Origin of the sequence: Parvularcula marina, assembly GCF_003399445.1 — a bacterium.
Lineage (GTDB): Bacteria > Pseudomonadota > Alphaproteobacteria > Caulobacterales > Parvularculaceae > Parvularcula > Parvularcula marina.
This window is the reverse complement of record NZ_QUQO01000001.1, coordinates 1,279,177-1,302,278: the sequence shown is the minus strand read 5'-3', so window position 1 is coordinate 1,302,278 and position 23,102 is coordinate 1,279,177. Positions and strand designations below refer to the sequence as shown.

24 protein-coding genes are annotated in these 23,102 nt (G+C 59.6%); 9 read left to right on the top strand and 15 right to left on the bottom strand.

Annotation, left to right across the window (positions count from 1 at the left end):
• Window positions 1-117: 117 nt before the first annotated feature.
• Window positions 118-1,284, bottom strand: coding sequence for an AGE family epimerase/isomerase (locus tag DX908_RS06140; RefSeq protein ID WP_116391531.1), 1,167 nt, complete (start codon window positions 1,282-1,284; stop codon window positions 118-120).
• A gap of 4 nt (window positions 1,285-1,288) precedes the next feature.
• Window positions 1,289-2,368, bottom strand: coding sequence for a mannose-1-phosphate guanylyltransferase/mannose-6-phosphate isomerase (locus DX908_RS06135; protein WP_116391530.1), 1,080 nt, complete (start codon window positions 2,366-2,368; stop codon window positions 1,289-1,291).
• Between the two features lie 56 nt (window positions 2,369-2,424).
• On the opposite strand from DX908_RS06135, the gene DX908_RS06130 reads away from it, so the two are divergent.
• Window positions 2,425-4,956, top strand: a complete 2,532-nt coding sequence (locus DX908_RS06130; protein WP_116391529.1) for a ligase-associated DNA damage response DEXH box helicase — start codon at window positions 2,425-2,427, stop codon at window positions 4,954-4,956.
• Here the strand turns inward: DX908_RS06130 and DX908_RS06125 are convergent.
• Entirely contained in the window at window positions 4,948-5,559 is a 612-nt protein-coding gene (locus DX908_RS06125) for a glutathione S-transferase family protein (protein ID WP_116391528.1), read from the bottom strand. The genes DX908_RS06130 and DX908_RS06125 overlap by 9 nt on opposite strands.
• Window positions 5,560-5,642: 83 nt before the next feature.
• Here DX908_RS06125 and DX908_RS06120 point away from each other — a divergent pair, with 83 nt between their 5' ends.
• On the top strand, window positions 5,643-5,966 hold the full coding sequence (locus tag DX908_RS06120; protein ID WP_116391527.1) for a hypothetical protein: 324 nt from the start codon (window positions 5,643-5,645) through the stop codon (window positions 5,964-5,966).
• Between the two features lie 18 nt (window positions 5,967-5,984).
• On the opposite strand, the gene DX908_RS06115 is transcribed toward DX908_RS06120, so the two are convergent.
• From DX908_RS06115 to DX908_RS06105, 3 genes are all read right to left on the bottom strand, one after another.
• Window positions 5,985-6,680, bottom strand: coding sequence for a glutathione S-transferase N-terminal domain-containing protein (locus DX908_RS06115; RefSeq protein WP_116391526.1), 696 nt, complete (start codon window positions 6,678-6,680; stop codon window positions 5,985-5,987).
• 120 nt (window positions 6,681-6,800) lie between these two features.
• Window positions 6,801-7,751 carry a GAF domain-containing protein gene (locus DX908_RS06110; RefSeq protein ID WP_116391525.1) on the bottom strand — a complete coding sequence of 317 codons (951 nt, stop codon included), beginning with the start codon at window positions 7,749-7,751 and terminating at the stop codon, window positions 6,801-6,803.
• 206 nt (window positions 7,752-7,957) lie between these two features.
• Entirely contained in the window at window positions 7,958-9,463 is a 1,506-nt protein-coding gene (locus DX908_RS06105; protein WP_116391524.1) for a UbiD family decarboxylase, read from the bottom strand.
• A gap of 115 nt (window positions 9,464-9,578) precedes the next feature.
• On the opposite strand from DX908_RS06105, the gene DX908_RS06100 reads away from it, so the two are divergent.
• The 6 genes from DX908_RS06100 to DX908_RS06075 all read left to right on the top strand — a co-directional run bounded on the left by DX908_RS06100 (window position 9,579) and on the right by DX908_RS06075 (window position 14,263).
• On the top strand, window positions 9,579-10,085 hold the full coding sequence (locus tag DX908_RS06100) for a hypothetical protein (protein WP_147303737.1): 507 nt from the start codon (window positions 9,579-9,581) through the stop codon (window positions 10,083-10,085).
• A 174-nt stretch (window positions 10,086-10,259) separates the two neighbouring features.
• Entirely contained in the window at window positions 10,260-10,556 is a 297-nt protein-coding gene (locus DX908_RS06095) for a PGPGW domain-containing protein (protein ID WP_116391522.1), read from the top strand.
• Window positions 10,557-10,699: 143 nt separating this feature from the next.
• On the top strand, window positions 10,700-11,626 hold the full coding sequence (locus DX908_RS06090; protein WP_116391521.1) for a cytochrome c oxidase subunit 3: 927 nt from the start codon (window positions 10,700-10,702) through the stop codon (window positions 11,624-11,626).
• A 17-nt stretch (window positions 11,627-11,643) separates the two neighbouring features.
• On the top strand, window positions 11,644-12,027 hold the full coding sequence (locus tag DX908_RS06085) for a DUF983 domain-containing protein (protein WP_116391520.1): 384 nt from the start codon (window positions 11,644-11,646) through the stop codon (window positions 12,025-12,027).
• Window positions 12,024-12,734, top strand: coding sequence for an SURF1 family protein (locus tag DX908_RS06080; RefSeq protein ID WP_116391519.1), 711 nt, complete (start codon window positions 12,024-12,026; stop codon window positions 12,732-12,734). The genes DX908_RS06085 and DX908_RS06080 overlap by 4 nt, the downstream gene beginning before the upstream one ends.
• Entirely contained in the window at window positions 12,731-14,263 is a 1,533-nt protein-coding gene (locus DX908_RS06075; protein WP_325047968.1) for a BCCT family transporter, read from the top strand. Before DX908_RS06080 ends, DX908_RS06075 begins: the two co-directional genes overlap by 4 nt.
• A gap of 54 nt (window positions 14,264-14,317) precedes the next feature.
• On the opposite strand, the gene DX908_RS06070 is transcribed toward DX908_RS06075, so the two are convergent.
• From DX908_RS06070 to DX908_RS06040, 7 genes are all read right to left on the bottom strand, one after another.
• Complete coding sequence (locus DX908_RS06070) at window positions 14,318-14,920, bottom strand: F0F1 ATP synthase subunit B family protein (RefSeq protein ID WP_116391517.1); 603 nt, start codon at window positions 14,918-14,920, stop codon at window positions 14,318-14,320.
• An 18-nt stretch (window positions 14,921-14,938) separates the two neighbouring features.
• Complete coding sequence (locus DX908_RS06065; RefSeq protein WP_116391516.1) at window positions 14,939-15,523, bottom strand: F0F1 ATP synthase subunit B family protein; 585 nt, start codon at window positions 15,521-15,523, stop codon at window positions 14,939-14,941.
• An 80-nt stretch (window positions 15,524-15,603) separates the two neighbouring features.
• Window positions 15,604-15,831, bottom strand: coding sequence for an ATP synthase F0 subunit C (gene atpE, locus DX908_RS06060; protein ID WP_116391515.1), 228 nt, complete (start codon window positions 15,829-15,831; stop codon window positions 15,604-15,606).
• A gap of 66 nt (window positions 15,832-15,897) precedes the next feature.
• On the bottom strand, window positions 15,898-16,695 hold the full coding sequence (locus DX908_RS06055) for a F0F1 ATP synthase subunit A (protein ID WP_369122914.1): 798 nt from the start codon (window positions 16,693-16,695) through the stop codon (window positions 15,898-15,900).
• 34 nt (window positions 16,696-16,729) lie between these two features.
• Window positions 16,730-17,074, bottom strand: coding sequence for an AtpZ/AtpI family protein (locus DX908_RS06050; protein WP_116391513.1), 345 nt, complete (start codon window positions 17,072-17,074; stop codon window positions 16,730-16,732).
• A gap of 281 nt (window positions 17,075-17,355) precedes the next feature.
• Window positions 17,356-17,553 carry a hypothetical protein gene (locus tag DX908_RS06045; RefSeq protein ID WP_116391512.1) on the bottom strand — a complete coding sequence of 66 codons (198 nt, stop codon included), beginning with the start codon at window positions 17,551-17,553 and terminating at the stop codon, window positions 17,356-17,358.
• Window positions 17,554-17,764: 211 nt separating this feature from the next.
• On the bottom strand, window positions 17,765-20,161 hold the full coding sequence (locus DX908_RS06040) for a prolyl oligopeptidase family serine peptidase (protein ID WP_116391511.1): 2,397 nt from the start codon (window positions 20,159-20,161) through the stop codon (window positions 17,765-17,767).
• Window positions 20,162-20,336: 175 nt separating this feature from the next.
• On the opposite strand from DX908_RS06040, the gene DX908_RS06035 reads away from it, so the two are divergent.
• Complete coding sequence (locus DX908_RS06035) at window positions 20,337-20,855, top strand: hypothetical protein (RefSeq protein ID WP_116391510.1); 519 nt, start codon at window positions 20,337-20,339, stop codon at window positions 20,853-20,855.
• 19 nt (window positions 20,856-20,874) lie between these two features.
• Here DX908_RS06035 and DX908_RS06030 read toward each other — a convergent pair whose 3' ends face one another.
• Window positions 20,875-21,240, bottom strand: a complete 366-nt coding sequence (locus DX908_RS06030; protein ID WP_116391509.1) for an MmcQ/YjbR family DNA-binding protein — start codon at window positions 21,238-21,240, stop codon at window positions 20,875-20,877.
• The gene (locus DX908_RS06025; protein WP_116391508.1) at window positions 21,237-23,096 is read right to left on the bottom strand and encodes a tetratricopeptide repeat-containing sulfotransferase family protein; all 1,860 of its coding nucleotides are present in this window, start codon (window positions 23,094-23,096) and stop codon (window positions 21,237-21,239) included. The genes DX908_RS06030 and DX908_RS06025 overlap by 4 nt, the downstream gene beginning before the upstream one ends.
• Window positions 23,097-23,102: the final 6 nt, after the last annotated feature.

The following is a 23,102-nucleotide window of genomic DNA, read 5'->3' as shown; positions in this document are numbered from 1 at the left end:
TGGCGTAAGGAAAGGGCGGTCTTCGGGCCGCCCTTTTTGTTTGCGCGCGTACTTAGGAGAATAGGCGCGTCTGGTCGGGCTTGGATAGATTTCGGGCGTGAGGAGAGGAAGTAGAGGTCAGCCGAGGGCCTTGACCGTCCGGTCCGCTTCGGCGCCAAGGCTCATTAAATGATAGAGCGTTGAAACTGGCATGGCATCAGAGATGACCTCACCGTCCGCACCATAGCGGTCGGTATATCCGCCGGGGACGTCGCTTTTCAGATACGTCCCAAAAAGCCTGTTGATCAGAGAGGCGGCTTTGCTGGCAAACGCTGTCTCGCCGCGCCGTGACCGAACCAAGGTGGCCTTGATATATTCCGTCTGCACCCATGTTCGCCGCGCAGGCGGTATGGGCCGAGATGGTTCAAGTGAGACGCAATCGACAAGAAAGCCGCTTTGCGGCTCAAGCCCAAGAGGCTCTGCGGCGGTATAAAGCCGTCTGATAAGCTCGGACATGTCTTCGCCCGTCAGCGCCTCATATTGGTCGAGGAGCCAGCACCATTCCATCATGTGGCCGGGCTCTATCAAATGGCCTTTTTCGGCGGAGAGCTGCCAGTCATCCTGGAAGAACTCCCGCAACACGGTCTGCTCCGTGTCAAGAAAATGCGTTTGGAACAGGGCGAAGACCCGCCGTGCTCTTTCGAGGTTTGCGTCATCCTCCGTCGCTTCGAAGAGCGCCATGAAGGCTTCGAAGAGATGCATATGCGGGTTTTGTCTACGCGGGTCTTGATGCGGGCGACCCTCCAGAAAGCTGCCATCGGGCTGGCCGCACTCCCGGTCGAGAAAACCAAGCGTTGCCTTGGCAACCTGTCGTGAACGGTCATCTCTGAATGCTCTTATCCGCCACGCGCAAGCGAGCAGCACGAAGGCATGATCGTAGGTATCGCGGCGCGGATCGGCGACACTTCCATCCGGGTGAAGACGATGCGCAAAGCCATCAAAACTGGCAGGATCCAGCGGATCCCCGAAGGCCGCTCTGGACAGAAGATAATCAAAGCCGTGATCGGAGAAGGCGCGGGCCTGATCGCTCCAGCCAAGATGGGCGGCATGGGCGTAGACATAAGCCTGCCGCGGCTGTACCCGCACTCGACGGATCTGGTCCTTACGCGGTGCGCCTTGCGGGGTCAGGTCTTCGTAATAGCCGCCTTCGGGGTCGAGTGCAGCATTGGCCCAGAGGGGCAGCGCCGCCTCGACGAGCCAGTCTTTCAGACGAGCGGCTGCGGAGATGAGATCCGTCTCCGCCATACTCCTAGAGCAGATCGTCCCGGCCGGCGGCTTTGAGCGTATCGATGACGCCCTTCACCTCTTGTGCGTGGTCAGCATCGACGACGAGCACCGCATCGCCGGTTGCGATGATGACGACATTCTCAAGTCCGATGGCGGCCACCAGCGGGCCGTCGGAATGGACCAGCGTGTTATGGCAATTGCTGACAATTGCATTGTCCGCCGCGTTATGGCCTTCGGTCGCGCCTTTCAGCTCACGGACGGCATGCCAGGAGCCGATATCGTTCCAGCCCATGCTGACCGGGCCGATGACGGCGGCGCGGTCTGTCCGCTCCATGATCGCATAGTCGATAGAGTCACCCGGCACGGCCGCGAAGGCTTCTGCATCAAGGGCGATCTTGTCTGTCGTCCGCATAGAGGCACGCAGCGCATCGATGCTGGCCCGCAGGATCTCCGGCGCATGGGCCTCAGCTTCCTTGAGAAGGAGGCGAGCCGGGAAGAGGAAGATCCCGGCGTTCCAGCTATAGCGGTCATCTTTGAGATAGGCTTCGGCGGTTTCGCGGTCTGGTTTTTCAACGAATTGTTCGACCGTATACGCCCCAACAGAGAGCGGCTCGCCGCGCAGAATATAGCCGTAGCCTGTTTCCGGGTGCGACGGCGCAATCCCGAATGTGGTCAGATATCCCTGTTCTGCCGCCGCGGCCGCCTTGCGCACCGCATCCCCGAACGCTGCGGGGTCTGCGATATGGTGATCGGCGGGTAGGAGAAGGACGAGGGCGTCTTCATTTTCTTCGGCAGCTAATGACGCCGCAATGATCGCGACGGGCGCTGTATTCCGGCCTTCAGGCTCCAAGACCATTCGGCCCAGCTTGCGAGTCTCACCATCAAAACAGTCCCGCACGAGACTTTCATGCGCCGCGCCACAGATGACCATCGGGTCGGCGAGCTGGATGCCGTCAATCGCTGTCAGCCGGTCAGTGGTCTCGGCCAGCATGGATTTCTCGGACAGGAGCGGCTGGAACTGCTTGGGATGGGCCCGCCGCGAAAGCGGCCAGAGCCTTGTGCCGGTGCCGCCTGCCATGATGACGGGAAAAATCTCGGTCATGTGGTGCCAAATCCGGTTATTGCCGCGAGGGGCGGCGGACGCGTATCGGTTAGGCGATGTCTGGTGCCAAGAAAAGGGGCGCGAGCGCAGAGTTTCCGAATGATTCTGCTGTCTTGCCGCCGAAATTTGCCCGCTGGTTCGATGACCGCGGCTGGCACTTGCGTGCCCATCAGGCAGAGATGCTGGCCCATGCCGAGGCAGGGCGCTCTTGTTTGCTGATCGCGCCGACCGGCGGCGGCAAGACGCTGGCCGGATTCCTGCCCTCGCTGATCGAGCTTGATCGCAGCCCGCAGAATGAACGCTCGCTCCACACGCTCTACATCTCGCCATTGAAGGCGCTGGCTGTCGATATTGCGCGCAACCTTGAGGCGCCGGTCGCGGAGATGGGCCTTGATATCGTGATCGAGGCCCGGACCGGGGATACATCGAGCCATGTCAAACAGCGCCAGCGGGCGCGGCCGCCTGACATGCTGCTGACGACACCGGAGCAGATTTCGCTTCTGCTGGCGCATCCTTCCGCAGACGATCTTTTCGCCGGGCTCAAGACCATCATCATCGATGAGCTTCATGCGATTGCGGGCAAGAAACGTGGCGACCTGCTGGCGCTCTGCCTTGCCCGGCTGCGCAGCATGGTGCCTGCGGTCAGATGCCTTGGCCTCTCTGCGACGGTCGATGACCCCGTGCCGCTGCAGTGCTATCTCGTCGCCCAGCCGAAGGCAGGGGAGGAGGCACGCTCGGCACTGGTCCTCGGCAAGGGCGGGGCAAGACCGGAAGTCCGTGTGCTGACGCCGGGGGACCACATTCCCTGGGCCGGGCATACGGGGCGTCATGCCTTTGCCGGGATCTATGAGGCGATCAAGACGGCGAACACCGCGCTGATTTTCACCAATACGCGCAGCCAAGCGGAAATCTGTTTTGCCGAGCTGTGGCGGATGAATGACGACAATCTCGACATCGCGCTTCATCACGGCAGTCTTGACCGCGAGCAGCGCGAGCGGGTCGAGGCGGCGATGGTGGCGGGGCGCCTGCGCGCGGTCGTCTGTACCGCGACGCTTGATCTCGGGATTGATTGGGGGGCGGTCGATCTTGTCATCTGTATCGGGGCGCCCAAAGGCGCGGCACGGCTGATCCAGCGGATCGGGCGGGCCAATCACCGGATGGATGAGGCGAGCCGGGCGCTTCTCGTTCCCGGCAACCGGTTTGAAGTCCTCGAATGTGTGGCGGCCAAGGAAGCGGTCGAGGCAGGGCTTCTCGATGGCGAGCCCGAACGAGGCGGTGCGCTTGATGTCCTCTGCCAACATATCTGGGGCATGGCCTGCGCCGAGCCGTTTCATCCGGATGCGCTCTATCGCGAGATCAGCTCGGCGGCGCCCTATGCGGAGTTGCCGCGCGAGTTGTTCGATCAGGCGCTCGATTTTGTGGCGACCGGCGGCTATTCGATGCGGGCCTATGATCGTTACCGCCGGATCGTGAAATTGCCAGATGGCAAAATGCGCATCAGGGATCCGAAGACTGCACAGCTTTATCGTCTCAATTCAGGCACCATTGTCGAGCTGCCGGTCTATACCGTCCGTCTTGGGAGGGTCTCGCGCGGCAAGAATGGCCGTCCAGGACGCACCCATCCGGGGCCGAAGCTCGGCACGATTGAGGAATGGTTCATCACCCAGCTCACCCCCGGCGACACGTTTCTTTTTGCCGGAGAAGTCCTGCGGTTCGAAGGCTCAGAGGGGATGGAGGTCTATGTCTCTCGCGCACCAGAGGAGAACCCCCGTATTCCGACATGGGCGGGATCGAAACTGCCAATATCGAGTTTTCTGGCTGGGCGGGTGAGGGAAATGCTGGCCGACCGCGCGCATTGGGGCGCATTGCCTCCGCAGGTCGGCGAGTGGCTCACCCTGCAGGAACAGAAATCATATATTCCGAAACCGGATGAATTTCTGATCGAGACCTTCGAGCGGCGGGGATGGTATTTCCTCGTCTGCTATCCTTTCGACGGACGGATCGCGCATCAGTCACTCGGCACGCTCCTGACCAAGCGGCTCGAACGCGCAGGCATGCAGCCCTTGGGGTTTTGTCCCACAGAATACGCTCTCTCGATCTGGATGCGGCAGGATCCGAGCGGCCTCGATTTCGATGCGCTTTTTGATGAGGACATGCTGGGCGATGACCTCGAAGCCTGGCTCGCCGAAGCCAATCTCATGAAATGGACCTTTCGGAACTGTGCGATCATCGCTGGCATGATAGAACGAAATCATCTGGGCGGGGATAAATCAGGCCGCCAGATCGCCTTCTCGACCTCGCTCATCTATAATGTGCTGCGCGAGCATGAGCCGGATCATATCCTGCTGAAAGCGGCGTGGGCGGATGCCTCAGCCGGATTCCTCGATATCTCCCGGCTGCAATCGCTGCTCCAGCGGGCGAGGGGGCATCTTGTTCACCGCGCGCTCGATCAGGTCTCGCCCCTCGCGGTCCCGGTGATGATGGAGATCAGCCGCGAGACCGTGCCGGGCGGGGCGGGCGAGGCCATCCTCGCCGCCCTTGAACAAGACCTACTCGATGAGATGATGACCGCGCCGTCCTCAGAGTGAGGTAGCTTTCTTCCATGCCGGGCGTTCGGTGATCCGCTTGAAGTAAGCGGTGACTGGTTCCGGCGCCCCATCGAAAATCTTGGCGAATTTTGCGAGCAACAGCATGTAGCCGCAGGAAATATCCGCCGCCGAGAATCCGCTCGGCAGAAGGTAGTCTTGTGTCTCCAGCGGCTTGGCCATCAGCGCGAAACATTTCTTTGCCTCACGTTCGCCCCAGCCAGCCATGGCCTCGATCCGCATTTTCTCGGGCAGGAGCGCGCGGTGCCCCAGCGCCATGGTGACGTAAGGAGCCAAAGTCGCCTCGCCGAAATGATACCACTGGCAATAGGCCGGGTACTCATCACTTTCGGGCTTAGGGCGAAGCTCGTCTTTATATCGTGCAAAGATATAGTCGAGAATGCCGAGGCTCTCGAACATCTCAACATCGCCATCTTTCAGGGCAGGGACTTTCTGTAAGGGGTGAATATTCGGATCCCCCTCCGGCGCCTTTCTTCCGTGATGCAGGCTGACTTCCTCAACTTCATAGGGCAGGCCGAGCTCTTCACAGGCCCAGATGACCCTGACAGAACGCGCAAATTTGGCGTGATAGATGGTGAGCGTCATGGTTCCTCCTCACGGGAAAGTTTTTTCCCCGCTCTCTTATCACGCGGTTGCGCCGGATGGCGACGCAGGCAACAGTCATATCCATGATGCACCAGGCGAATATCTGGAAAGATTTCGAAGCGGTCACGGAAGTGCTGTCAGCACGCCTGCCCATGCTGGCGCTTACGATGGCTGATCCGACCCCGGCACGTCGTCTCGAAGCCGAACGGATGGTGCTGGAGAAAGCCGATGCAGCGGTCGACGGCTTCATTTCTCTCCAAAAATACTGCTTTGATGCGGTCTTTAATGCGTGGAGTACGCCAGCGGGCACCGACCTTGTGCAGGGCGCTTTTGATGCCTGGATGGCCCCCGGCCGTAAGACATTGCGGGACAATGCCGAACGGCTCAGGGGCGAATCAGACCTCTAGAATACAGCCATAGGGTGATTATCCGGCGCGCTGACCGAACAGAATTTTCTGCGCTTCCTTGTCGTCAGCGAGATTGGTTTTCGGCGCTTCCTTGCCAACCGACATGCCGCGCTCGACGCCCGGACGGGTCGCGACACGCTCCAGCCAGTCCTTCATAGCGGGGAATTGGGCAATGTCCTGGGCCTGATTTTCCCAGAGCCGCGCCCAAGGGTAGATCGCCATGTCGGCGATGGAATAGGCGCCGGCGACGAACTCATTCTTCTCAAGCTGTTTGTTGAGAACGCCATAGAGGCGGTTAACTTCATCCTTATACCGCTTTTTGCCGTAGGGGACGTCTTCGGGCGCGTAATTGAGGAAGTGGTGGGCCTGTCCCGCCATGGGGCCGAGCCCGCCCATCTGCCACATCAGCCATTGCTCGATGATCGCCTGCTGGCGCGGTGTCTCACCGGCATAAAGGCCCGTCTTGCGCGCAAGATATTGCAGGATGGCACCGGATTCAAAAAGCGAGAGTGGCTCTCCATCGATCGAGACGGGGTCAACGATGGCGGGCATCTTGTTATTCGGCGCGATCTTCAGGAAGTCGGGCGCGAACTGGTCGCCCTTGCCGATATTGACGTAATGGATCGTGTAAGGAAGATTCATCTCTTCCAGCGCGATTGTGATCTTGTGGCCATTGGGCGTCGGCCAGAAATAAAGCTCGATGGGCTGGGTCATGGGGGTGTCCTCATTGCCTTCAGACGGCTGAGGTAGGGTTCATGATCCGGTCACGCCAGTGCCCAAGCTGCACAGAAGTTTTGCGGTCAGCGGCAGGAATTCTAGGGGGAGCAGGGAACCCTAGCTCTCCGAAAGATCACGCTTGCGGTACGTAATAGTCGAAGGAGACGGCGTCTCCTCGCTATATCCATTTGCGACCTGATCGGTAATATCCATCGACACCACAAGCAGAGCGCGGCGGCCATCTTCGAGCCTAAGAGGGATTTTATCCGTGCTGATCCAGCCTTCTTCCATCCCGTCAGGCGTATAGCGCTCAATAATCCCGGTATAGGCATTGCCGCTGTCTAGGACTTCGAGATCATCGGCATGATATTTGGCCGCCTGTTTAGGGAACAGCTCGTAGGTGTCGGCATTTTCAAGGTCAGTAGGATTGCTGAAGCCCATGGATTGCGCAGCGGCCCTGTTGGCCTTGAGAATCCTGTTCTTGTCATCCTTGAACCAGATCCGTGCCGGGATGTTGTCGAGGATGAGTTGCATCTGCTCATTTGAAAAGCGCAGCATCTCTGCTGTCTTTTTGAGCTTAAAGCCCGAGCTGATGCCAGTCGCCATCAAAGAGATGAGTTCGATGTCATCCTCAGTGAACGGGATTTTGCGCGGCGACTTGCTAGCGAAACTTAAGGTCCCGAAGAGAGCCCCATCAATAAGGAGGGGAACACCGATATAACTGCCGAAGGCATCTGCGGGCAGGGCGGGATGGCAGCTTGCATCATCACCAGAAAGGTCATCTAGAGCCAGAGGTTTGTCAGACGAGATGATTGTTGCACAGAGCGTATCTTTGAGAGGGAGGTTGTCTCCCTTGCGGATGCCCCAAGAATCTCCGACCACGTCAAAGACATGATAGATGTCCCCAGTGATCTGGGAGCAAAAGCCGTTATCACTTTGAAAAATGTCGCGGCCGACCCGTAATATCTCGTGCAAATAACCCTGGAAGTCATCCTGATGCAGGAATGAGATCCTGTTCAGCCGTTGCAGGGCTTGGCGGTACGGATCCTGTTTCAGTGAATTCGGCATGTACACAACGTGAAATGACTTCACCTGAAAGATAAAGTTTTATGGTTATCAAGAAGTTGCGAACTTTCTGGAAGCCTAATTTTTTTTGCCTCTGGCAACGATCCCATCTGAGACGCCTTACTTAGCGACAGTCAGACACTTTTAATTCCCTGCCGATGTTCGTTTATGGGGTGATGCGCTCCTGCTTCGCCGCTTTAGCGCAGTGGTCACTCACCGCTTTCCAGCCGTCCCATAATCTCATCGACGCGTTTGACGACATCCTCGTCCATCTTCAGGACCTCGCCCCATTCGCGGGTCGTCTCGCCTTCCCATTTGTCGGTCGCATCAAGCCCGATCTTCGAGCCGAGCCCTGAGACAGGGGAAGCAAAGTCGAGATAGTCGATGGGGGTGTGCTCGATCACGGTGATGTCGCGTGCCGGGTCCATCTTGGTACTGATCGCCCACCAGACATCTTTCCAGTCACGGGCATTCACATCGTCATCAACGACGATCACCCATTTGGTGTACATGAATTGCCGCAGGTAGGACCATGCGCCCATCATCACCCGCTTGGCATGGCCCGGATAGGCCTTCTTAATCGAGATGACGGCGATCCGGTAGGAGCACCCCTCCGGCGGCAGCCAGAAATCGGTGATCTCCGGGAATTGCTGCTGGAGCAGGGGGATGAAGACCTCGTTCAGGGCTTCTCCGAGGACGGAGGGTTCATCCGGCGGACGACCTGTAAAGGTCGAAAGATAGATCGGCTTCTCGCGCATGGTGATCGCCGAGATGGTGAAGACCGGGAATTTCTCGACCGAATTATAATAGCCCGTGTGATCGCCGTAAGGGCCTTCATCCGCATACTCCTCAAGGCTGACATGGCCTTCAAGGACGATCTCCGCCTCGGCGGGGACTTTCAACGGAATGGTTTTACAGTCGACAAGCTCGGCCTTTTTGCCGCGAAGGAGGCCTGCGAACTGGTATTCCGACAGCGTGTCGGGCACCGGGGTCACGGCGGCGAGAATGGTGCCAGGGTCGGCACCGAGGACGGCGGCGGCGGGCAGGGGCTCTGATTTCTCCTTGCCCCAGCGTTGGTGATGCTGCGCGCCGCCTCTGTGCTTCAGCCAGCGCATGATGGTCTTGTTCTTCGACAATCTCTGCATACGGTAGATACCGAGATTGAAATTGTCTTCGCGCTTGTCGGATGGCCCTTTGGTGACGATCAGCGGCCAGGTGATCAGCGGCGCGGGCTCACCGGGCCAGCAGGTCTGGATCGGCAGCTTGTGAAGATCGACATCATCGCCGGTCAGGACCACTTCCTGACAGGGCGCCTTCTTTGTCGTCGAGGGACGCATCGAGAGCACCTGCTTGGCGAGCGGCAGCATGTCCATCGCGTCTTTGAGCCCTGCGGGCGGCTCAGGCTGGCGCAGGAAAGCGAGTGTCTCGCCAACCTCGCGCAGCTCTTCGCCCGTCGTGCGCTCCTGCCCGCCAAAGGTGACCGCCATCGCGACCCGTTTGACCGTGCCGAAGAGGTTGATCAGCACCGGCATGTCCGAGGGCTCGCCATCATCGCGGACCGGCTTTTCGATCAGGAGGGCAGGGCCGCCGGTCTCCAGCATCCGCCGCTGGAGCTCGGTCATTTCAAGGACGGTCGAGACGGGCTCGGTGATCCGGATCAGCTCGCCAGCTGATTCGAGTTTCTCGATGAAGTCGCGCAGGGATTTATAGGCCATGGCGCTCTATGGCGGGGTTTTGCGTTCGCGGAAAGGCGGCGCGGTGCCGCTTGCAGTATGCGGCGTCCTGACGCAGAATTGCCCGCCTATGGGGTATGATGAGGGGAGCTTTCTCATGAAAAAACTGATGATCGCCGCCGGGAGCATTTTTGCCGTTGCTGGCGCTGCGCAGGCGCAAGACACGGCGGCCGGATTTGCCGCCTATTGCGAAAAGGACGTGAAGTCGCAGGGCTATAATGACCGGCAGGCATTTGGCGGCTGCGCCTGCGGCACCGGCGTCATGGGCGGTGCGCTGACGCAAGCCGAATGGGTTCTTCTTGGCCGGATGCTGCCGGGGATTGAAGATCAGGCCCAGCTTGAACGGATCATGGAAGGCCTCGTTGCCGAGGGTTACACAGTTGAGCAGATTGTCGGCATGCTTCAGGCGATGGACGTGTCCTCACAGAAAATTCCTTACGTCTGCGCCTATTATGAAAATGGCGGTGCCATGGGGACATCGGTCAGCCTCGAGGCAGGGGATCGCTGGGACGACCTCATGACCAATTCTCCGGCTGATGGCGTCGCACTGGCAATTGAGAAAGTCAGGGTCATGATGACGCCAGCCCTCAAGTCCGGACAATAATTAAGCTAATCGTCACAACTTGGCCGAAATCAGCCCCTAGCGGGCTGGTTCGGCGGGGCTTAACTGGAAGCCTTGAGAGTTGCTCTCCGCGTTAAGGAGAGTGAGATGAGCTTGTGGTACTTTCCTTGCCTCAGGGATTGTGATTATATCCGGGCTTAAACCTGTGGAGCGCGTGTGGAACCGTTTGCGGCGAGTTTTCTGGCTTTGATTCACAAGCTGGTCGGCAGCATTCTTGTTCTGTTCGGCATCGTTCTGTTCCCCATGCCTATCCCTGTCGGCTTGATCATGATTGCGTTGGGGCTCGCCATGCTCGCCCCTTATTTCAAGCCAATCCAGAAATTGGTCCGTCACATCCGCCGGAAATCGCCGATGGTGGATCGCAACATGGTCCGCTTCAAGGATCGGTGCCCGAAGGTCATCCGCACGACCATCGAGAAGACCAATCCGCATCTGCATCCTGAGCAGAGCTGAGGCGCGCGTCTCCCCGCGTCGATCTGCGCGGGAAAATCCTCCAAAACCTATTTGATCTTGGCAAAGACCGGCGGTAATCCCCTCGCCAACTATGTCTTACCGCCGTGACATCTTTCACGGCCTCACAACACGAACGGACGAACATGGCCGGCGACGTCAAACACGATTATCACCTCGTAAATCCCAGCCCTTGGCCGCTTGTCGGCGCAGCAACTGCTTGCGTGATGATGCTGGGTCTCATTGTCTGGCGGTATTCCGAGCAACAGCTGTTTGGCATGTCCGGTCCGTGGCTGTTCGTGATCGGCTTTATCGGTGTCCTCTTCACCATGGCCGGCTGGTGGACGGATGTCGCAAAAGAATCGATGCGCGGGGAGAACACCTCCGATGTCGTCCGGATTGGCCTGCGCTACGGCATGGTCCTGTTCATCCTTTCCGAGGTCATGTTCTTTGTTGCGTGGTTCTGGGCGTTCTTCGCCGGTGCACTTTATCCCGAAGCTGCCGATGCGATCCTGCTTGCTGACGGCACGCAGATGCTGAACGCCGAAGGCCTGCCGGCCTATCTGCAGAATGACGCGAAATTCCACGCGCTGGGTGGCGAATGGCCGCCGACGGGTGTTGAGACGCTGAGCCCGTGGGGCCTGCCTTTCGTCAACACCGTGATCCTTCTGCTGTCGGGCACGACTGTCACTTGGGCTCACCATGCTCTGACAGTTGATGACAAAGACGGTTTCGTCTGGGGCATGGTGGCGACCATTGCGCTGGGCGTTGTCTTCAGCATGTTCCAGGTCATCGAATATTATGAGGCGCTGAGCCAGAACCTCTTCGCCTTCAATGGCGGGTCGATCTATGGCTCGACCTTCTTCATGGCGACAGGCTTCCACGGCTTCCACGTTCTGGTCGGCACGCTGTTCCTGATCGTCTGCCTGTTCCGCGGCCTTGCCGGTCAGTTCACCAAGGACCGTCACTTCGGCTTCGAAGCTGCGGCTTGGTACTGGCACTTCGTTGACGTTGTCTGGCTCTTCCTGTTCGCGATGATCTACATCCTCGGCAATCAGGGCATGCTCAGCTAATCAACGGGAAGGACGATATGGCGGACGAGGACGATTATTATCCGCCGGTCTCACCCATGGCTGCCGGAATGGGGGGCAAATGCCCCCGTTGCGGGCAAGGCGCGCTTTATGACGGCTTTCTCAAGCTGAAGACGCATTGTCCGTCCTGCGGGCTCGATTACGCCAAAGCCGATACCGGCGACGGACCGGCCGTGTTCGTCATTTTCATCACCGGTTTCGTCGGCGTGCTCTTCGCCTTCATCCTCAGGTTCATGTTTGGGGCGCCGGCCTGGCTCGTTCTGCTGCTCGCATTCGCGATAACGATCGGGCTGACCTTCATGCTCCTGCGTCCGATGAAGGCGACGCTGGTCGCGCTGCAATACCGTAACAAGGCCGCCGAAGGCCGGGTCGACGAAGAGTGAATCCGCTCCGCCGTCCCGTCCTGACCGCAATGGTTCTGGCCGCCGTGATCGTGCTGGTCTCGCTCGGCACGTGGCAGGTCAAACGCCTTCACTGGAAAGAAGATCTCATCGCGACCGTTGAGGCGCGGATGTCCGCAGAGCCCGTCAGTCTTGCCGAGCTTTTCGAGATGCCGCCCGAGGCCCGCGAATGGCAGGCCGTGCGCTTCCCCGCCGAAGGGCGCGGTGAACGGATCGCGCATGTCTCAGGCAGTTGGGAGGGCACGCCCGGCTATTTCGTCTTCACGCTGGTGCGTCTGCCCGATGGCGGAGAGCTGCCGGTCAATCACGGCTTTGTGCCTTCAGGCGAGAAGGGCGCGGATTACGCCTTTCATCTGCCTGCGGAGATGATCGGCATTTACCGAAAGAGCGAGACGCTGACCGGACTTGCCAAATCGCTGACGCCGGTGCCCGACCGTGACGAGGGGATCTTTTATGCCCGAGACCCCGAAGGGCTGATTTCATGGTTGTTCGGCGACACGCCTCCCGAAGAGGCGTTCTATATCGAGCGCAGCGATAATGCAGGCGCGGGCGAGCGGCCGCTTGGCGGGACTAGCCGTGTTGATTTCCCCAACAATCACCTTGGGTATGCGATGACCTGGTACGGATTGGCCATCGGGCTGATCTTCATCTATGGTCTGATGATGCGGTCGACGACCAGAAAGACGTGACTTTACTCCGCAAGGAGTTTCTTCCCCATGCGGTGATTGCTTTAGTTGCTATACTGAGCATGATGTTGCCGGGTGTCACAAGTTCCGCGCTGCTCGCCGCCTCCGCCTGGTTCTTCCGTTATTTCGACTGGCTGACGCTTGTGGCAACGGGCGGGGCAATCCTCTTCTGCCTTGCCGTGGCGGTGCTGCCGGTCGGCAGGCTGCGCATTGGCGGACGTGAGGCGCGGCCCGAATTCCGCACGGTCACATGGTTTGCGATGCTGTTCGCTGCCGGCATGGGCGCGGGGCTCGTCTTCTGGGGTGCAGCAGAGCCGCTGATTTTCTATCTCAACCCGCCGCCGGGCGGACCGGAGGCCGCAACGCCGGCCGCGCGGTTCGAGGCGCTGGCCCTGACCCAGTTCCACTGGTCGATCCATGCCTGGGCGGTCTATGCGGTGGCAGCGCTCGCGGTGGCGATCAGTGCCGGGCGCAAGGAAGCGCCATTGCCGAGTGCACCGTTCCCGGACCATCGGGTGAAGATGCGGCGGCTGATCGACTGGCTCGCCATTCTCGCCGTGATCTTCGGCATCGTGGCCTCGATCGGGCAGGGCGTCATTCAGATGGGCGCCGGGACCGAGCTGATCAGCGACGGGAAGATCAAGAGCGGGCCAGGTGTGCAGATGGTCCTGCTCCTCATCCTCTCAGCCGTGTTTCTGTTTTCGGCGGCAAGGGGCCTGCGCCGCGGCATTGCTGTCCTGTCGAATATCAATCTCGTCCTCGCGCTGATGCTGGCGGGCTTTGTTTTAGTGATGGGGCCGACAGGCGAGATCATCTCGACCTTTTTCTCCTCGATCAAAGCCTATGGCGAGCGGCTGTTGTCGCTTTCCGTCACGCTGCGGCCCGAAGGCGAGGGGCGGGATTGGACGCGGGCCTGGTCACTGACCTATTTCCTCTGGTGGATCGCCTGGACGCCCTTTGTCGGGGTCTTCATTGCAAGGATCAGCCGGGGACGGTCTTTACGCGAATTTGTCGGCGGCGTGGTGCTGGTACCCGTTGCGGTGACGCTTGTCTGGTTCTCGATTTTCGGCGGTACAGCGCTCAGCCTGACGGCGGCGGGGGCAGATCTGGGGGTCACCAATTTCGACACGGCGCCTGCAGCGACCTATGCACTGCTCGAGTACCTGCCCTTGACGCGCATCGTGCAAGGCATCGCCTTCACGCTGGTCTTTGTCTTCCTGCTGACGAGTGCCGATAGCGGCGCCTATGTGCTGGCCATGTTCTCACGCGGGGCGGCAAGCCCGCCCGTGCCAGAACGGCTCTATTGGGGCGTGATCATATCGGTGTTGACGGCGGGGGCGGTTCTCTCGGCGCAGGGACAGACCGTCACGCGCGCCTTTGCGGTGACGGGCGCGATCCCGCTCACCATTCTTCTGATGGCGCAGGCCATCGCGGTGAGCTGGCAGCATATAAGGGAAGGCCGGATCTTTGATCCGCACAGAAAACCTTCGACCGGCAGAGACGCAGACGCTTCGGCGGGACCCGCCAAATAAAAACCCCGGCGCGAGGGCCGGGGCTTTTTGAATTTCGTGAAGTGGGCTGACAGCTTAGTTCAGCCGGTTGCCAACATCGGCAATCGCCTTGTCGATCAGAGCGCTCTGGGCGCTCGTATCCATCCGGTCTTTGATGATCGAGCTGGCGGCAGCAACCGCAAGGTCCGCCGTCTTGCCGCGAATTTCAGAGATGGCCTGCGCTTCGGCGCGAGCGATGCGCTCCTCGGCAGCCTTGCGGCGGCGAGCGAGTTGCTCGTCCATCTTGGTACGGGCTTCCTGCGCCATGATTTTCGCATCGCGCTTAGCTTGATCGATAATGCCTTCGGCCTCGGCTTCAGCTTCACGCTGGCGCTTCTGGAAGTCAGCCAGCATGCGCTGGGCTTCCTCGCGAAGCGAGCGGGCTTCGTCGAGCTGCTCGCGAACGCCGTCCGCGCGCTTCTTGAACATGCCGCCGACGATCTTCGGCACACCGGCATAAAGCGCGATACCGACGACGATCAGGAACGCAACAAGGACCCAGAGTGACGTGTCTTCAAGAAGGGGCACATCATGGGCGGCTGGGTCATCTTCGTGCTGAACAGCTTCGATCAGCTCTTCGCCGGGATGGTCTCCATGCGTTTCTTGCGCCGGATGCTCTTCTTCGTGCTGAACGAACATAATCAGTCTCCAGCCGGGTTAAGCGGCGTGGTTGAGGGCGGTGTCGATCGCATCATCGGACGGCGTTTCGTCGATGAGCGCGGCAACGAGCGCCTTTGTGGTTTCGCGCGCGGCTTCGAGGACGGCGGCATTGGCCGCTTTTGTCGTGTTCGCGATGCGCTCTTCGGCGGCGGAGAGCTCAGCTTCGAGCTCCTTGTCGGTCTCGGCCTGCAGCTCAGCGATCTCCGCATCGATCTGGGCGCGCGTCTCCGCGGCGATCTGGGCGGCGCGGGCTTTCGCGTCGGCGAGGGACTTTTTGTAGGCTTCTTCTGCTTCTTCCGCCTGGCGCTTGAACTCAGCCGCCTGATCGAAATCATCGGCAATGCGGTTGCGCCGCTCTTCGATGATGCCGCCAAGGCGCGGCAGGAAGACCTTCGCGCAGAGGAAATAGAGAATGAGGAAGGTGATCACGAGCCAGAAGACCTGGCTCGGATAGGTGTCGAATTCCAGCTGCGGGAGGCCGCCACTATTGCCATGGTCTTCGCCGTCTGCCGCAGGCGCAGCAGCCAGCGCGACGCCAGACAGCATCGGCAGTGTCGAGAAGATGATCAGACCGGGACGCATGGCGACTCCCTACAAGAGCAAGAACTGCCCGGGAGGACGCTGATCCTTCAAAGATCAGGCGCCCAGCCCGGGCAGGGCAATCAGAATACGAACAGGATGAGGAGCGAGACGACGAGGCCGAAGAGGCCGGTCGCTTCGGTCAGCGCGAAGGCGATGTAGAAGTCAGAGGTAAGACCGGCTTTAGCTGACGGGTTGCGGAATGCGCCCGACAGGAAGTTACCGAACAGGATGCCCAGACCGATGCCGACACCGGCAAGGGGAAGAACGGCAAGGCCTGCGCCAATCAGTTTTGCTGCTTCTGCTTCCATGATGTTTTCTCCGATTTGAAGCTTTTGCACCGCTATTCGTCAGTGCGTTGAAGGTGATGACTATCCCTAGTGTGACGGATGCAAGGCGTCGTTGAGGTACACGCAGCTCAGGACCGCGAAGACGAAGGCTTGCAGAAACGCCACCAGGAATTCGAGAATGAAGATGCCGACCATGCCGAAGAGCGGGACGATGGCAAGCGCCGTCAGCGCGCCGCCCGCGGCGATCAGGCCCGTCACAAAGCCCGCGAAGACTTTCAGGACCATGTGACCCGCCAGCATGTTGGCGAAAAGACGAACCGAAAGGCTGATCGGGCGCGACAGGAAGGAAATGATCTCAATCGGCGTGATCAGCGGCATCAGCCACCATGGCACACCGGACGGCACGAAGAGCTTGAGGAAGCCAAGGCCGTTCTTCACGAAACCGACGATCAGCACGATGAGGATCGACAGCATCGCCAGCGTGATGGTGACGATGATGTGGCTGGTTGGGGTGAAGACATGCCAGCCATGCGGCGTGCCCGGAATGGTGGGCAACAGGCCGAGGAAATTCGACATGAAGATGAAGACGAAAAGCGTGAAGATATAAGGGAAGAAAGCGCGGCCTTCTTCGCCGACCGCATCGCGCAGCATCTTGGAGATGAATTCATAAAACATCTCACCCATGGACTGCATGCCGCCGGGCACAAGCTGGAGGCGGCGGGTCGCAAGAGTGAAGAAAAGGATCGCGGTGCCGATCCCGATAAACATCCACAGCGTGGAGTTCGTGATCGACAGATCAATCGGGCCGTGGGCGTTCACGGGCAGGGGGATGAGACGCACGATCTCGAATTGCTCGAGCGGTCCTTCCGCCCGGGCCGGGTTCATCAATGGCGTGTTGCGCAGCAGTTGCGCCAGTCCGTCAATCAGTGCTCCGGCCATTGCCGTCCCGTTCCTTATCATTTTCGGCCTGATCGTCCTTCGCGATACGGATCAGTTCGCGGAGTCCCGCGGCAAATCCGAGCGCAAGGCCGAGCATTAAGCCGACAACCCGATTGCCGGCGAGGGTGCCAAGGCCGAAGCCGAGCGCCGTGCCGACAAGTGTGCTCACAACAAATCCGATGCTTGCGTGATAGGCTCGACCCGCCTGTCCTGTCGCGCTTCTGCGCGCCGGGGGCGGGTTCAGGCCCGCCTTTTCGCGACCCTTTTCAATCCTTGCCTCCAGATCCTTGAAGGATTGTTGGCTTGGCTCTGGAGCATCGCTCATAGCGGTAAATCTCGTGAGGAGAACCCTCACGCAACATCGAAATTTGGAGCCGTCTAACGGTGCCTGACTGGGGCGTCAATATAATGTGCTCACAAGGCGTTCAGAGAATTGTGCAGATGCACACAAGCCTCATGCAGTGAAGCGATAGGTTGGGGGAAATGGCCTCAAGTAGCGAAGCGATAGGTCATGAAAGAAGGCCTCATGCAGCGAAGCGATAGGCAACAAAAAAGGCGCGCCGAGGAGGGCGCGCCTTGTGCGTCTTTATGCGCTGGCTGAGGGGCTTAGCCTAAAAAGCCTGCCGCGAAGATCTGTGAAACCATATCCGGAACGGCTGCCGGCAATTTGTGCGCATTGGTCAGAGCCAGATCGACGATCTCGGCCGGGCTCATGCCATTGGCGAGGCAGATGATCACAGCGCCAATGCAAAAGGCGATCATGTTCTCGAACAGGCGGGCGATACGGCGGCGGATCATATTCATGGCTCTAACTCCTCGTTTGGGGCGGAAGAGATGTCCCCCGCCGATAAGATGAGTGTGCCAGAAGGGGACAGTCGCCGATGTGACGGGCGTCACCGTTTCGAACCGTTCGTATGTGGAAAAAGGGTGATTTTTGAGAGTTATTCGACATGAACGACGCTCAAAAATAACAATCGGCCAATATTGACTGTAATATTGGCCGATTGATGTGTGATTATTCCGCCTCGGCGTTTTTCACATATGTGTCGAACCAGTCGACCATCTCGGCGAGGACATGGAGGACAGACTCGCGCCCGCGATAGCCGTGGCTTTCATGGGGCAGCATGACGAGCCGTGCCGTGCCGCCTGTGCCCTTGATCGCTGCGAACATGCGCTCGGACTGTTGCGGGAAGGTGCCCGAATTATTGTCCTTCATGCCGTGGGTCATCAGCATCGGCTCATTGATGAGGTTCGCCGCCATAAAGGGAGAGAGCTTGTAATAGGTCTCCGGCGTGTCCCAGAAAATCCGCCGCTCCGACTGGAAGCCGAAGGGGGTGAGGGTCCGGTTATAGGCGCCCGACCGGGCGATACCGGCCCGGAATATATCCGACCGGGCAAGCAGGTGTGCCGTCATGAAGGCGCCATAGGAATGCCCGCCAACCCCGACGCGGTAGCCATCGCCAAAGCCGCGCCGCACGCTTTCATCAACCGCTGCCTGGGCTGAGGCAACGATCTGTTCGATGAAGGTGTCGTTGACCGTCTCCGGATCGGAGCCGATGACCGGCATCGCTGCGCGATCCATTACCGCATAGCCTTGCGTCAGGAAGAAGAGCTGCGAATAGCCGCCAATCCGGGTGAACCGGTATTTGGAATCGCGGACCTGCCCGGCGGTTCGGGCGTCATTATATTCCCTCGGATAGGCCCAGACGACGACGGGCAGTTTGTCGCCTTCTTCATAGCCGGGCGGCAGATAGAGCGTTGAAGAAAGCTCAACGCCATCCTCGCGCTCATATGTAATGAGTTCGCGGCTGATCCCGGTCAGCTCGGGATGGGGATCGGGAAATTCGGTCAGGAAGGTCATACCATCTTCCTTGTGCAGACGGTAATTTCCGGGATCGGTGGGGCTCTCATAATAGGTGACGAAGGAGGAGGCATCATCGGCGGCAAGGTCGATGACGGTCTCATATTCCTCGCCGGAGTTCCGCCACAGTTCTTCTGTCTCAAAGGAGGCAAGATCAAAGCTGCGCAGGAAGGGACGGGCCCCGTCAGGTGCCGCGCCGCCGCCTGAAAGGAAGATCTTGCCTTCATAGACATGGGCGACACCGAAACCGGCATCATTGAGGACCGTCATCGGATCGCCAGGATCATTATACGCATCCTGATAATTGCGCACTTCGATGACGCGGGCCTCGTTCGAGCCGGTGACATCGAGAAGGGCCGTGCGGATCTCCCGCGTGTCGCGGTCATAATCATAGGCGATGATGTCATCATCCCCCTCAAGCCCGGTGAAGCCGTTATAGCGGTCCTCAAAGACATGAAGTTTTGAGGGCTCGCCCGAGAAAGGGGCGGCAAGGGACATCAGCTGGTCGCGAGTATCAGTCTCAACACGTGGGTCACCGCCATCGAGCGCTTCGGCCCAGATGAGGAGCGCGTCTTCCTCCGGGTGCCAACGGATCGACCGGCGGCCGGTGATGACGCCCTGTACGGGCAGATTATCGGCGAGCGGCTGTTCGGCAATCGTCTGAACGGCCTTACCGTCAAGCGTCCATACCGCCGTGACGGTCGGGAAGCGGTAATACGGCACCTGATAAGAGAAGGGCTCGGCAATCCAGTCCATCAAAAGGTACTTGCCGTCAGGCGATGGGCTGGCACCGGTATAGATGCGGGGCTCGCCGATGACCTTTTTGCCGCGGCCATTGGCCTGCATGACCATGGGCTGGCTCGTCACCAGCCATTTGAAGAGATCCTCGTCATACTGATCTTTGAGGAGGTCCTGATAGGTTCGGGTCTGGGCGTCCTGCCCGCCAACTGCTTCCTGAATGGCTGGGCCCTTTGGCGTGAGGGGCTGTTCGGGTTTGGCCCCGCGGCCTTGGGGGACGGTGAGGATGAGAAGACGCCCATCGGGCAGCCAGCGCGGCTCATGAAAGATCGGGTTGATCCCGCTTTTGAGGACTTCGCGCGCCCGGCCGCTTTCAACGTCGAGCACGTAAAGCGCCATATTGTCGGCGGTCGTATTGGTGAAGGCGACATACCGTCCGTCCGGGGACCAGTTCTGGTCCGCGATATCGGCATTGGCCGGCAGGCTGACAGTCCGGACCTCACCGGTTTCGACATCCTGCAGCTTCAGGCCGACATAATTACGCGGGTTGAAATTGTCGTTCGTTGCCGCATCGAGCCGCAAGCCGGCGAGCCGCTCCATTGGTTTTGCCAGCTCCGAAACGGGCGGCAGGCTTTCGCGTTCGAGCAGCAGCATGGTCTTGCCATTTGGCGAGAGACTGACCGATGGAGCCGGGGCCCGCAGTACGATATCGGTGATCTCCCTGGGCGGCAGGCGGTAGCTTGCGTCATCGGCAGAGGCGGCAGCGATGAGCCCGGCGGTGGTGGCGGCGGCGCTGAACAGCAGTTTTTTCATGATGTCCCGTTCGGTTGACTTGGTTGGAACGGACCTTATCGAAATCCGATAAGGTGGCAAGGTAAGCCGACACGCCATGTTCGGAGCTCAGATTGCGTATGTGGAAAAAATTTGTGGAAATTCGAAATGGCCATTCCCACATGCCGAATTCGTTTTTTCAGCGGAGGGAACTCACATGCTCAAACGTCATTTTGTCTTCGCGCTTTCGGCTGCCGCGCTCACCACGCTTGGCGCCTGCGCAACATCACCGGACAGCTTCGGCGATCAGGTCGCGTCTGTTTCAAAAGAATGGCAGCGCGGCGAGGACAATGTCCGCGACGGCGAGAAACTGATCGAGCGCGGCAAGGACCAGATCCGCAAAGGCGAGAAGCAGGAGAAGCAGGCACAAAAGGACATCCGCAAGATGACCGCCTCGCTGAGCGACGCCAAGGAAGATTTCGCCATGCAGACGGCCCTGACCGGCACCGCCGAGTCAGCAACAGATGCAGAAGCCGAAGCCAAGAAGCTCAAAGCCCTCGAAAAGGCGGTGAAGAAGGCTGAGGATGCGCTCGACAAGGCGCAGAAGGAAGAAAAGCAGGGCCGCGAGAATGTGCGTGACGGTAAGAAGAAGATCTCGCGCGGCGAGGATCTGATCAAAAAAGGCCGCAAGCAGATGAAAGAGGCCGAAGAAGAATATAAGGACATCAATTCCTGATGACCTTCAGGGAGCTGGCTTAGTCTAAAAGACCCAGCTCCCGCTGCATCTTCTTTGTCAGATTGGCGGCGGCTAGCTCATGCGATTTGGCGAGATACGCGCGAAGCGCGTCATCATCGAGGCCGGGCGCTTCGTAATGCTGAATCCATTTCATGCCGCGTGAGGCCAGATGCGGCGCGGGCCTCAAGCCCTTCTGGTCCTTCATGATGTCATAGCTTTGAGGCGTCACTTTGAAGGTCACGCGCAAGGGGCTGTCCTCATCTTCGGGCCGGGCAATGGCAAAGACCTTGGTGCCGACTTTCCAGACATGCGCGCCGCGCCACTGCACAACGTGATGCGTGGCGGGCAGCGTTGCGCAGTAGGCGTTATATTCATCGAGCTTCATGACGGACTGAAAGGCGAGCGGTCGGGGTCGATGCCGCGATCCTTGAGGGCTGAGCGTAAAGGCGTCAGCCGATCCTCATAGCGCGAGGTCGAATCAAGAAAATCGGCACTGATTGGCGAGCGGACCTGCACGGCGCTGGGGGTGAAGACCGTGTGGCTCGATTTCTCCGGCGCAAGGCAGGCTTCGTCAAAGTCGAGGCCGAGCCGGTCAAGCAGGATCGGAATCTCTGCTGACGGATCATGGACCAGCGCCTCGAATTCAAGATGAAGGATTGCGCCGGGCCCCAGAATATCGTCCCACAGGCGCATGGTCTCGATATAAAGGGCGTAGAAATCCGCAATGCCTTCGGGCGTATGCGCCCAGGCCCATTGCCGGGCAATCTGATGACGGAAAAGGGAGAAGCAGGTTTCCAGCGGTCGGCGGTGGACATGCACCATGCGCGCGCCGGGGAATAGGGCGCGGATCAGTCCTGCGGACTGGAAATTGGTCGGCATCTTGTCCGTGAACTGAAGGCCGTCACCGGGCGCTGCCGCAAGATAGGCTTTGCGCAGCCGGTTGAGATTGCGCCCCAGCCATTGCTGTCCTGCCGCAGGCTCCAGCGCACTGGTGGCTTTGCCAACCTCGTAATCAAGCGCTGGCATCATGCGTAGCTCACCGCCCGCCCGCAGGTCGCGATGCGCGGCCAGAGTGCTTTCAATCAGGGTCGTGCCGGAACGCGGCATCCCGATAATGAAGTAAGGGCCTTTTTCATCCGTGGGCGGCGCGAAAGGATAATCCGCAAAAAGCCGGGCGCGAGCGGAGAGGGCATCACGCAGGGCAGCCGGATCATGCGCCCAGCCTTCCGATGCGGCGACCCGGGCTGCCAGTGCATTGCCCTTTTCGTATTCTGTATAGGCGGCGTTAAAATCGCCTGCCTTGTGATAGCTGTTTGCCAGCTCGAAATGCAGCTCCGTCAGATGTTCAGGATGCAGTTTCGGATCGGCACGGACCGCCGCCATGGCGCTGCGTTCGGTATCGGTCAGCTGGCCCTGGCTGAGTTTTGCGAGCCGCGACCAGCCGAGCGGGAAGGCGGGCTCCGTTTCCGTTGCGCGCCGGGCAAGGGCGAGGCCATCCGCGATCCGTCCCTCTGCAATGGCAATATCGCACAGCCCGATCAGCGCCTCATACTGGTTGGGATCGATGCCAATGGCTTTCTCAAGACTGCTCCGGGCACGGTCCAGATCCTGTGCGGTGGCCCAGAGGCGGCCAAGCGCGGTATGGGTACCGGCATCATCAGGCGCGAATTCGGCCATCGGGGCGTAGGCTTCGGCGGCTTCCTGATAACGGGCCTGCTCGAAAAGCGCGTGACTGAGATATTGCCGGGCTTGCGCATTTTTAGGCGACAGCGCGACCCATCGGGCCGCCGCCTGCGCCAGAAGATCCCAGTTCCGCATGGAGATCCCGACCTGACAGGCAAAGTCGAGCACCGGCATCTGCTTTTCCGTCACGCGCCCGATGTCCAGTGCGCGGATCGAGGCGTCGATATCTCCTGCCGCTGCATGGGCGCGGGAGAGAAGGATGCGGTGGCGACCATCCGGATCCCCGGAGGCAATCAGCGATTTGGCAATCGCGATCGCCTCGGGCGGCCGGTTTGCTTTCAAGAAAGCGACAGCGGTGCGTGAAAGGAGGTTGTTCGCGGCGCCGGCATGTTTCTTGGCAAGCTTGCCCGCAAAATAGCCGAGCGTCTCAGGACTGTCCGCCTGCTGAAGAGAAACCACAAAAGGCGTGAAATGCGCAATCGGGTCACTCGCGCCCGAAAGGCCGGCCGCAACCGCTTCCCATTTCTTCCTGAGGTCAGCTTTGGACAGTTTCGCCAATGTGGT

Coding starts and splice junctions, on each gene's coding strand:
- DX908_RS06140 (WP_116391531.1), bottom strand. CDS start 1,284: ATGGCGGAGACGGATCTCATCTCCGCAGCCGCTCGTCTGAAAGACTGG.
- DX908_RS06135 (WP_116391530.1), bottom strand. CDS start 2,368: ATGACCGAGATTTTTCCCGTCATCATGGCAGGCGGCACCGGCACAAGG.
- DX908_RS06130 (WP_116391529.1), top strand. CDS start 2,425: ATGTCTGGTGCCAAGAAAAGGGGCGCGAGCGCAGAGTTTCCGAATGAT.
- DX908_RS06125 (WP_116391528.1), bottom strand. CDS start 5,559: ATGACGCTCACCATCTATCACGCCAAATTTGCGCGTTCTGTCAGGGTC.
- DX908_RS06120 (WP_116391527.1), top strand. CDS start 5,643: ATGATGCACCAGGCGAATATCTGGAAAGATTTCGAAGCGGTCACGGAA.
- DX908_RS06115 (WP_116391526.1), bottom strand. CDS start 6,680: ATGACCCAGCCCATCGAGCTTTATTTCTGGCCGACGCCCAATGGCCAC.
- DX908_RS06110 (WP_116391525.1), bottom strand. CDS start 7,751: ATGCCGAATTCACTGAAACAGGATCCGTACCGCCAAGCCCTGCAACGG.
- DX908_RS06105 (WP_116391524.1), bottom strand. CDS start 9,463: ATGGCCTATAAATCCCTGCGCGACTTCATCGAGAAACTCGAATCAGCT.
- DX908_RS06100 (WP_147303737.1), top strand. CDS start 9,579: ATGAAAAAACTGATGATCGCCGCCGGGAGCATTTTTGCCGTTGCTGGC.
- DX908_RS06090 (WP_116391521.1), top strand. CDS start 10,700: ATGGCCGGCGACGTCAAACACGATTATCACCTCGTAAATCCCAGCCCT.
- DX908_RS06085 (WP_116391520.1), top strand. CDS start 11,644: ATGGCGGACGAGGACGATTATTATCCGCCGGTCTCACCCATGGCTGCC.
- DX908_RS06070 (WP_116391517.1), bottom strand. CDS start 14,920: ATGTTCGTTCAGCACGAAGAAGAGCATCCGGCGCAAGAAACGCATGGA.
- DX908_RS06065 (WP_116391516.1), bottom strand. CDS start 15,523: ATGCGTCCCGGTCTGATCATCTTCTCGACACTGCCGATGCTGTCTGGC.
- atpE (WP_116391515.1), bottom strand. CDS start 15,831: ATGGAAGCAGAAGCAGCAAAACTGATTGGCGCAGGCCTTGCCGTTCTT.
- DX908_RS06055 (WP_369122914.1), bottom strand. CDS start 16,695: ATGAACCCGGCCCGGGCGGAAGGACCGCTCGAGCAATTCGAGATCGTG.
- DX908_RS06050 (WP_116391513.1), bottom strand. CDS start 17,074: ATGAGCGATGCTCCAGAGCCAAGCCAACAATCCTTCAAGGATCTGGAG.
- DX908_RS06045 (WP_116391512.1), bottom strand. CDS start 17,553: ATGAATATGATCCGCCGCCGTATCGCCCGCCTGTTCGAGAACATGATC.
- DX908_RS06040 (WP_116391511.1), bottom strand. CDS start 20,161: ATGAAAAAACTGCTGTTCAGCGCCGCCGCCACCACCGCCGGGCTCATC.
- DX908_RS06035 (WP_116391510.1), top strand. CDS start 20,337: ATGCTCAAACGTCATTTTGTCTTCGCGCTTTCGGCTGCCGCGCTCACC.
- DX908_RS06030 (WP_116391509.1), bottom strand. CDS start 21,240: ATGAAGCTCGATGAATATAACGCCTACTGCGCAACGCTGCCCGCCACG.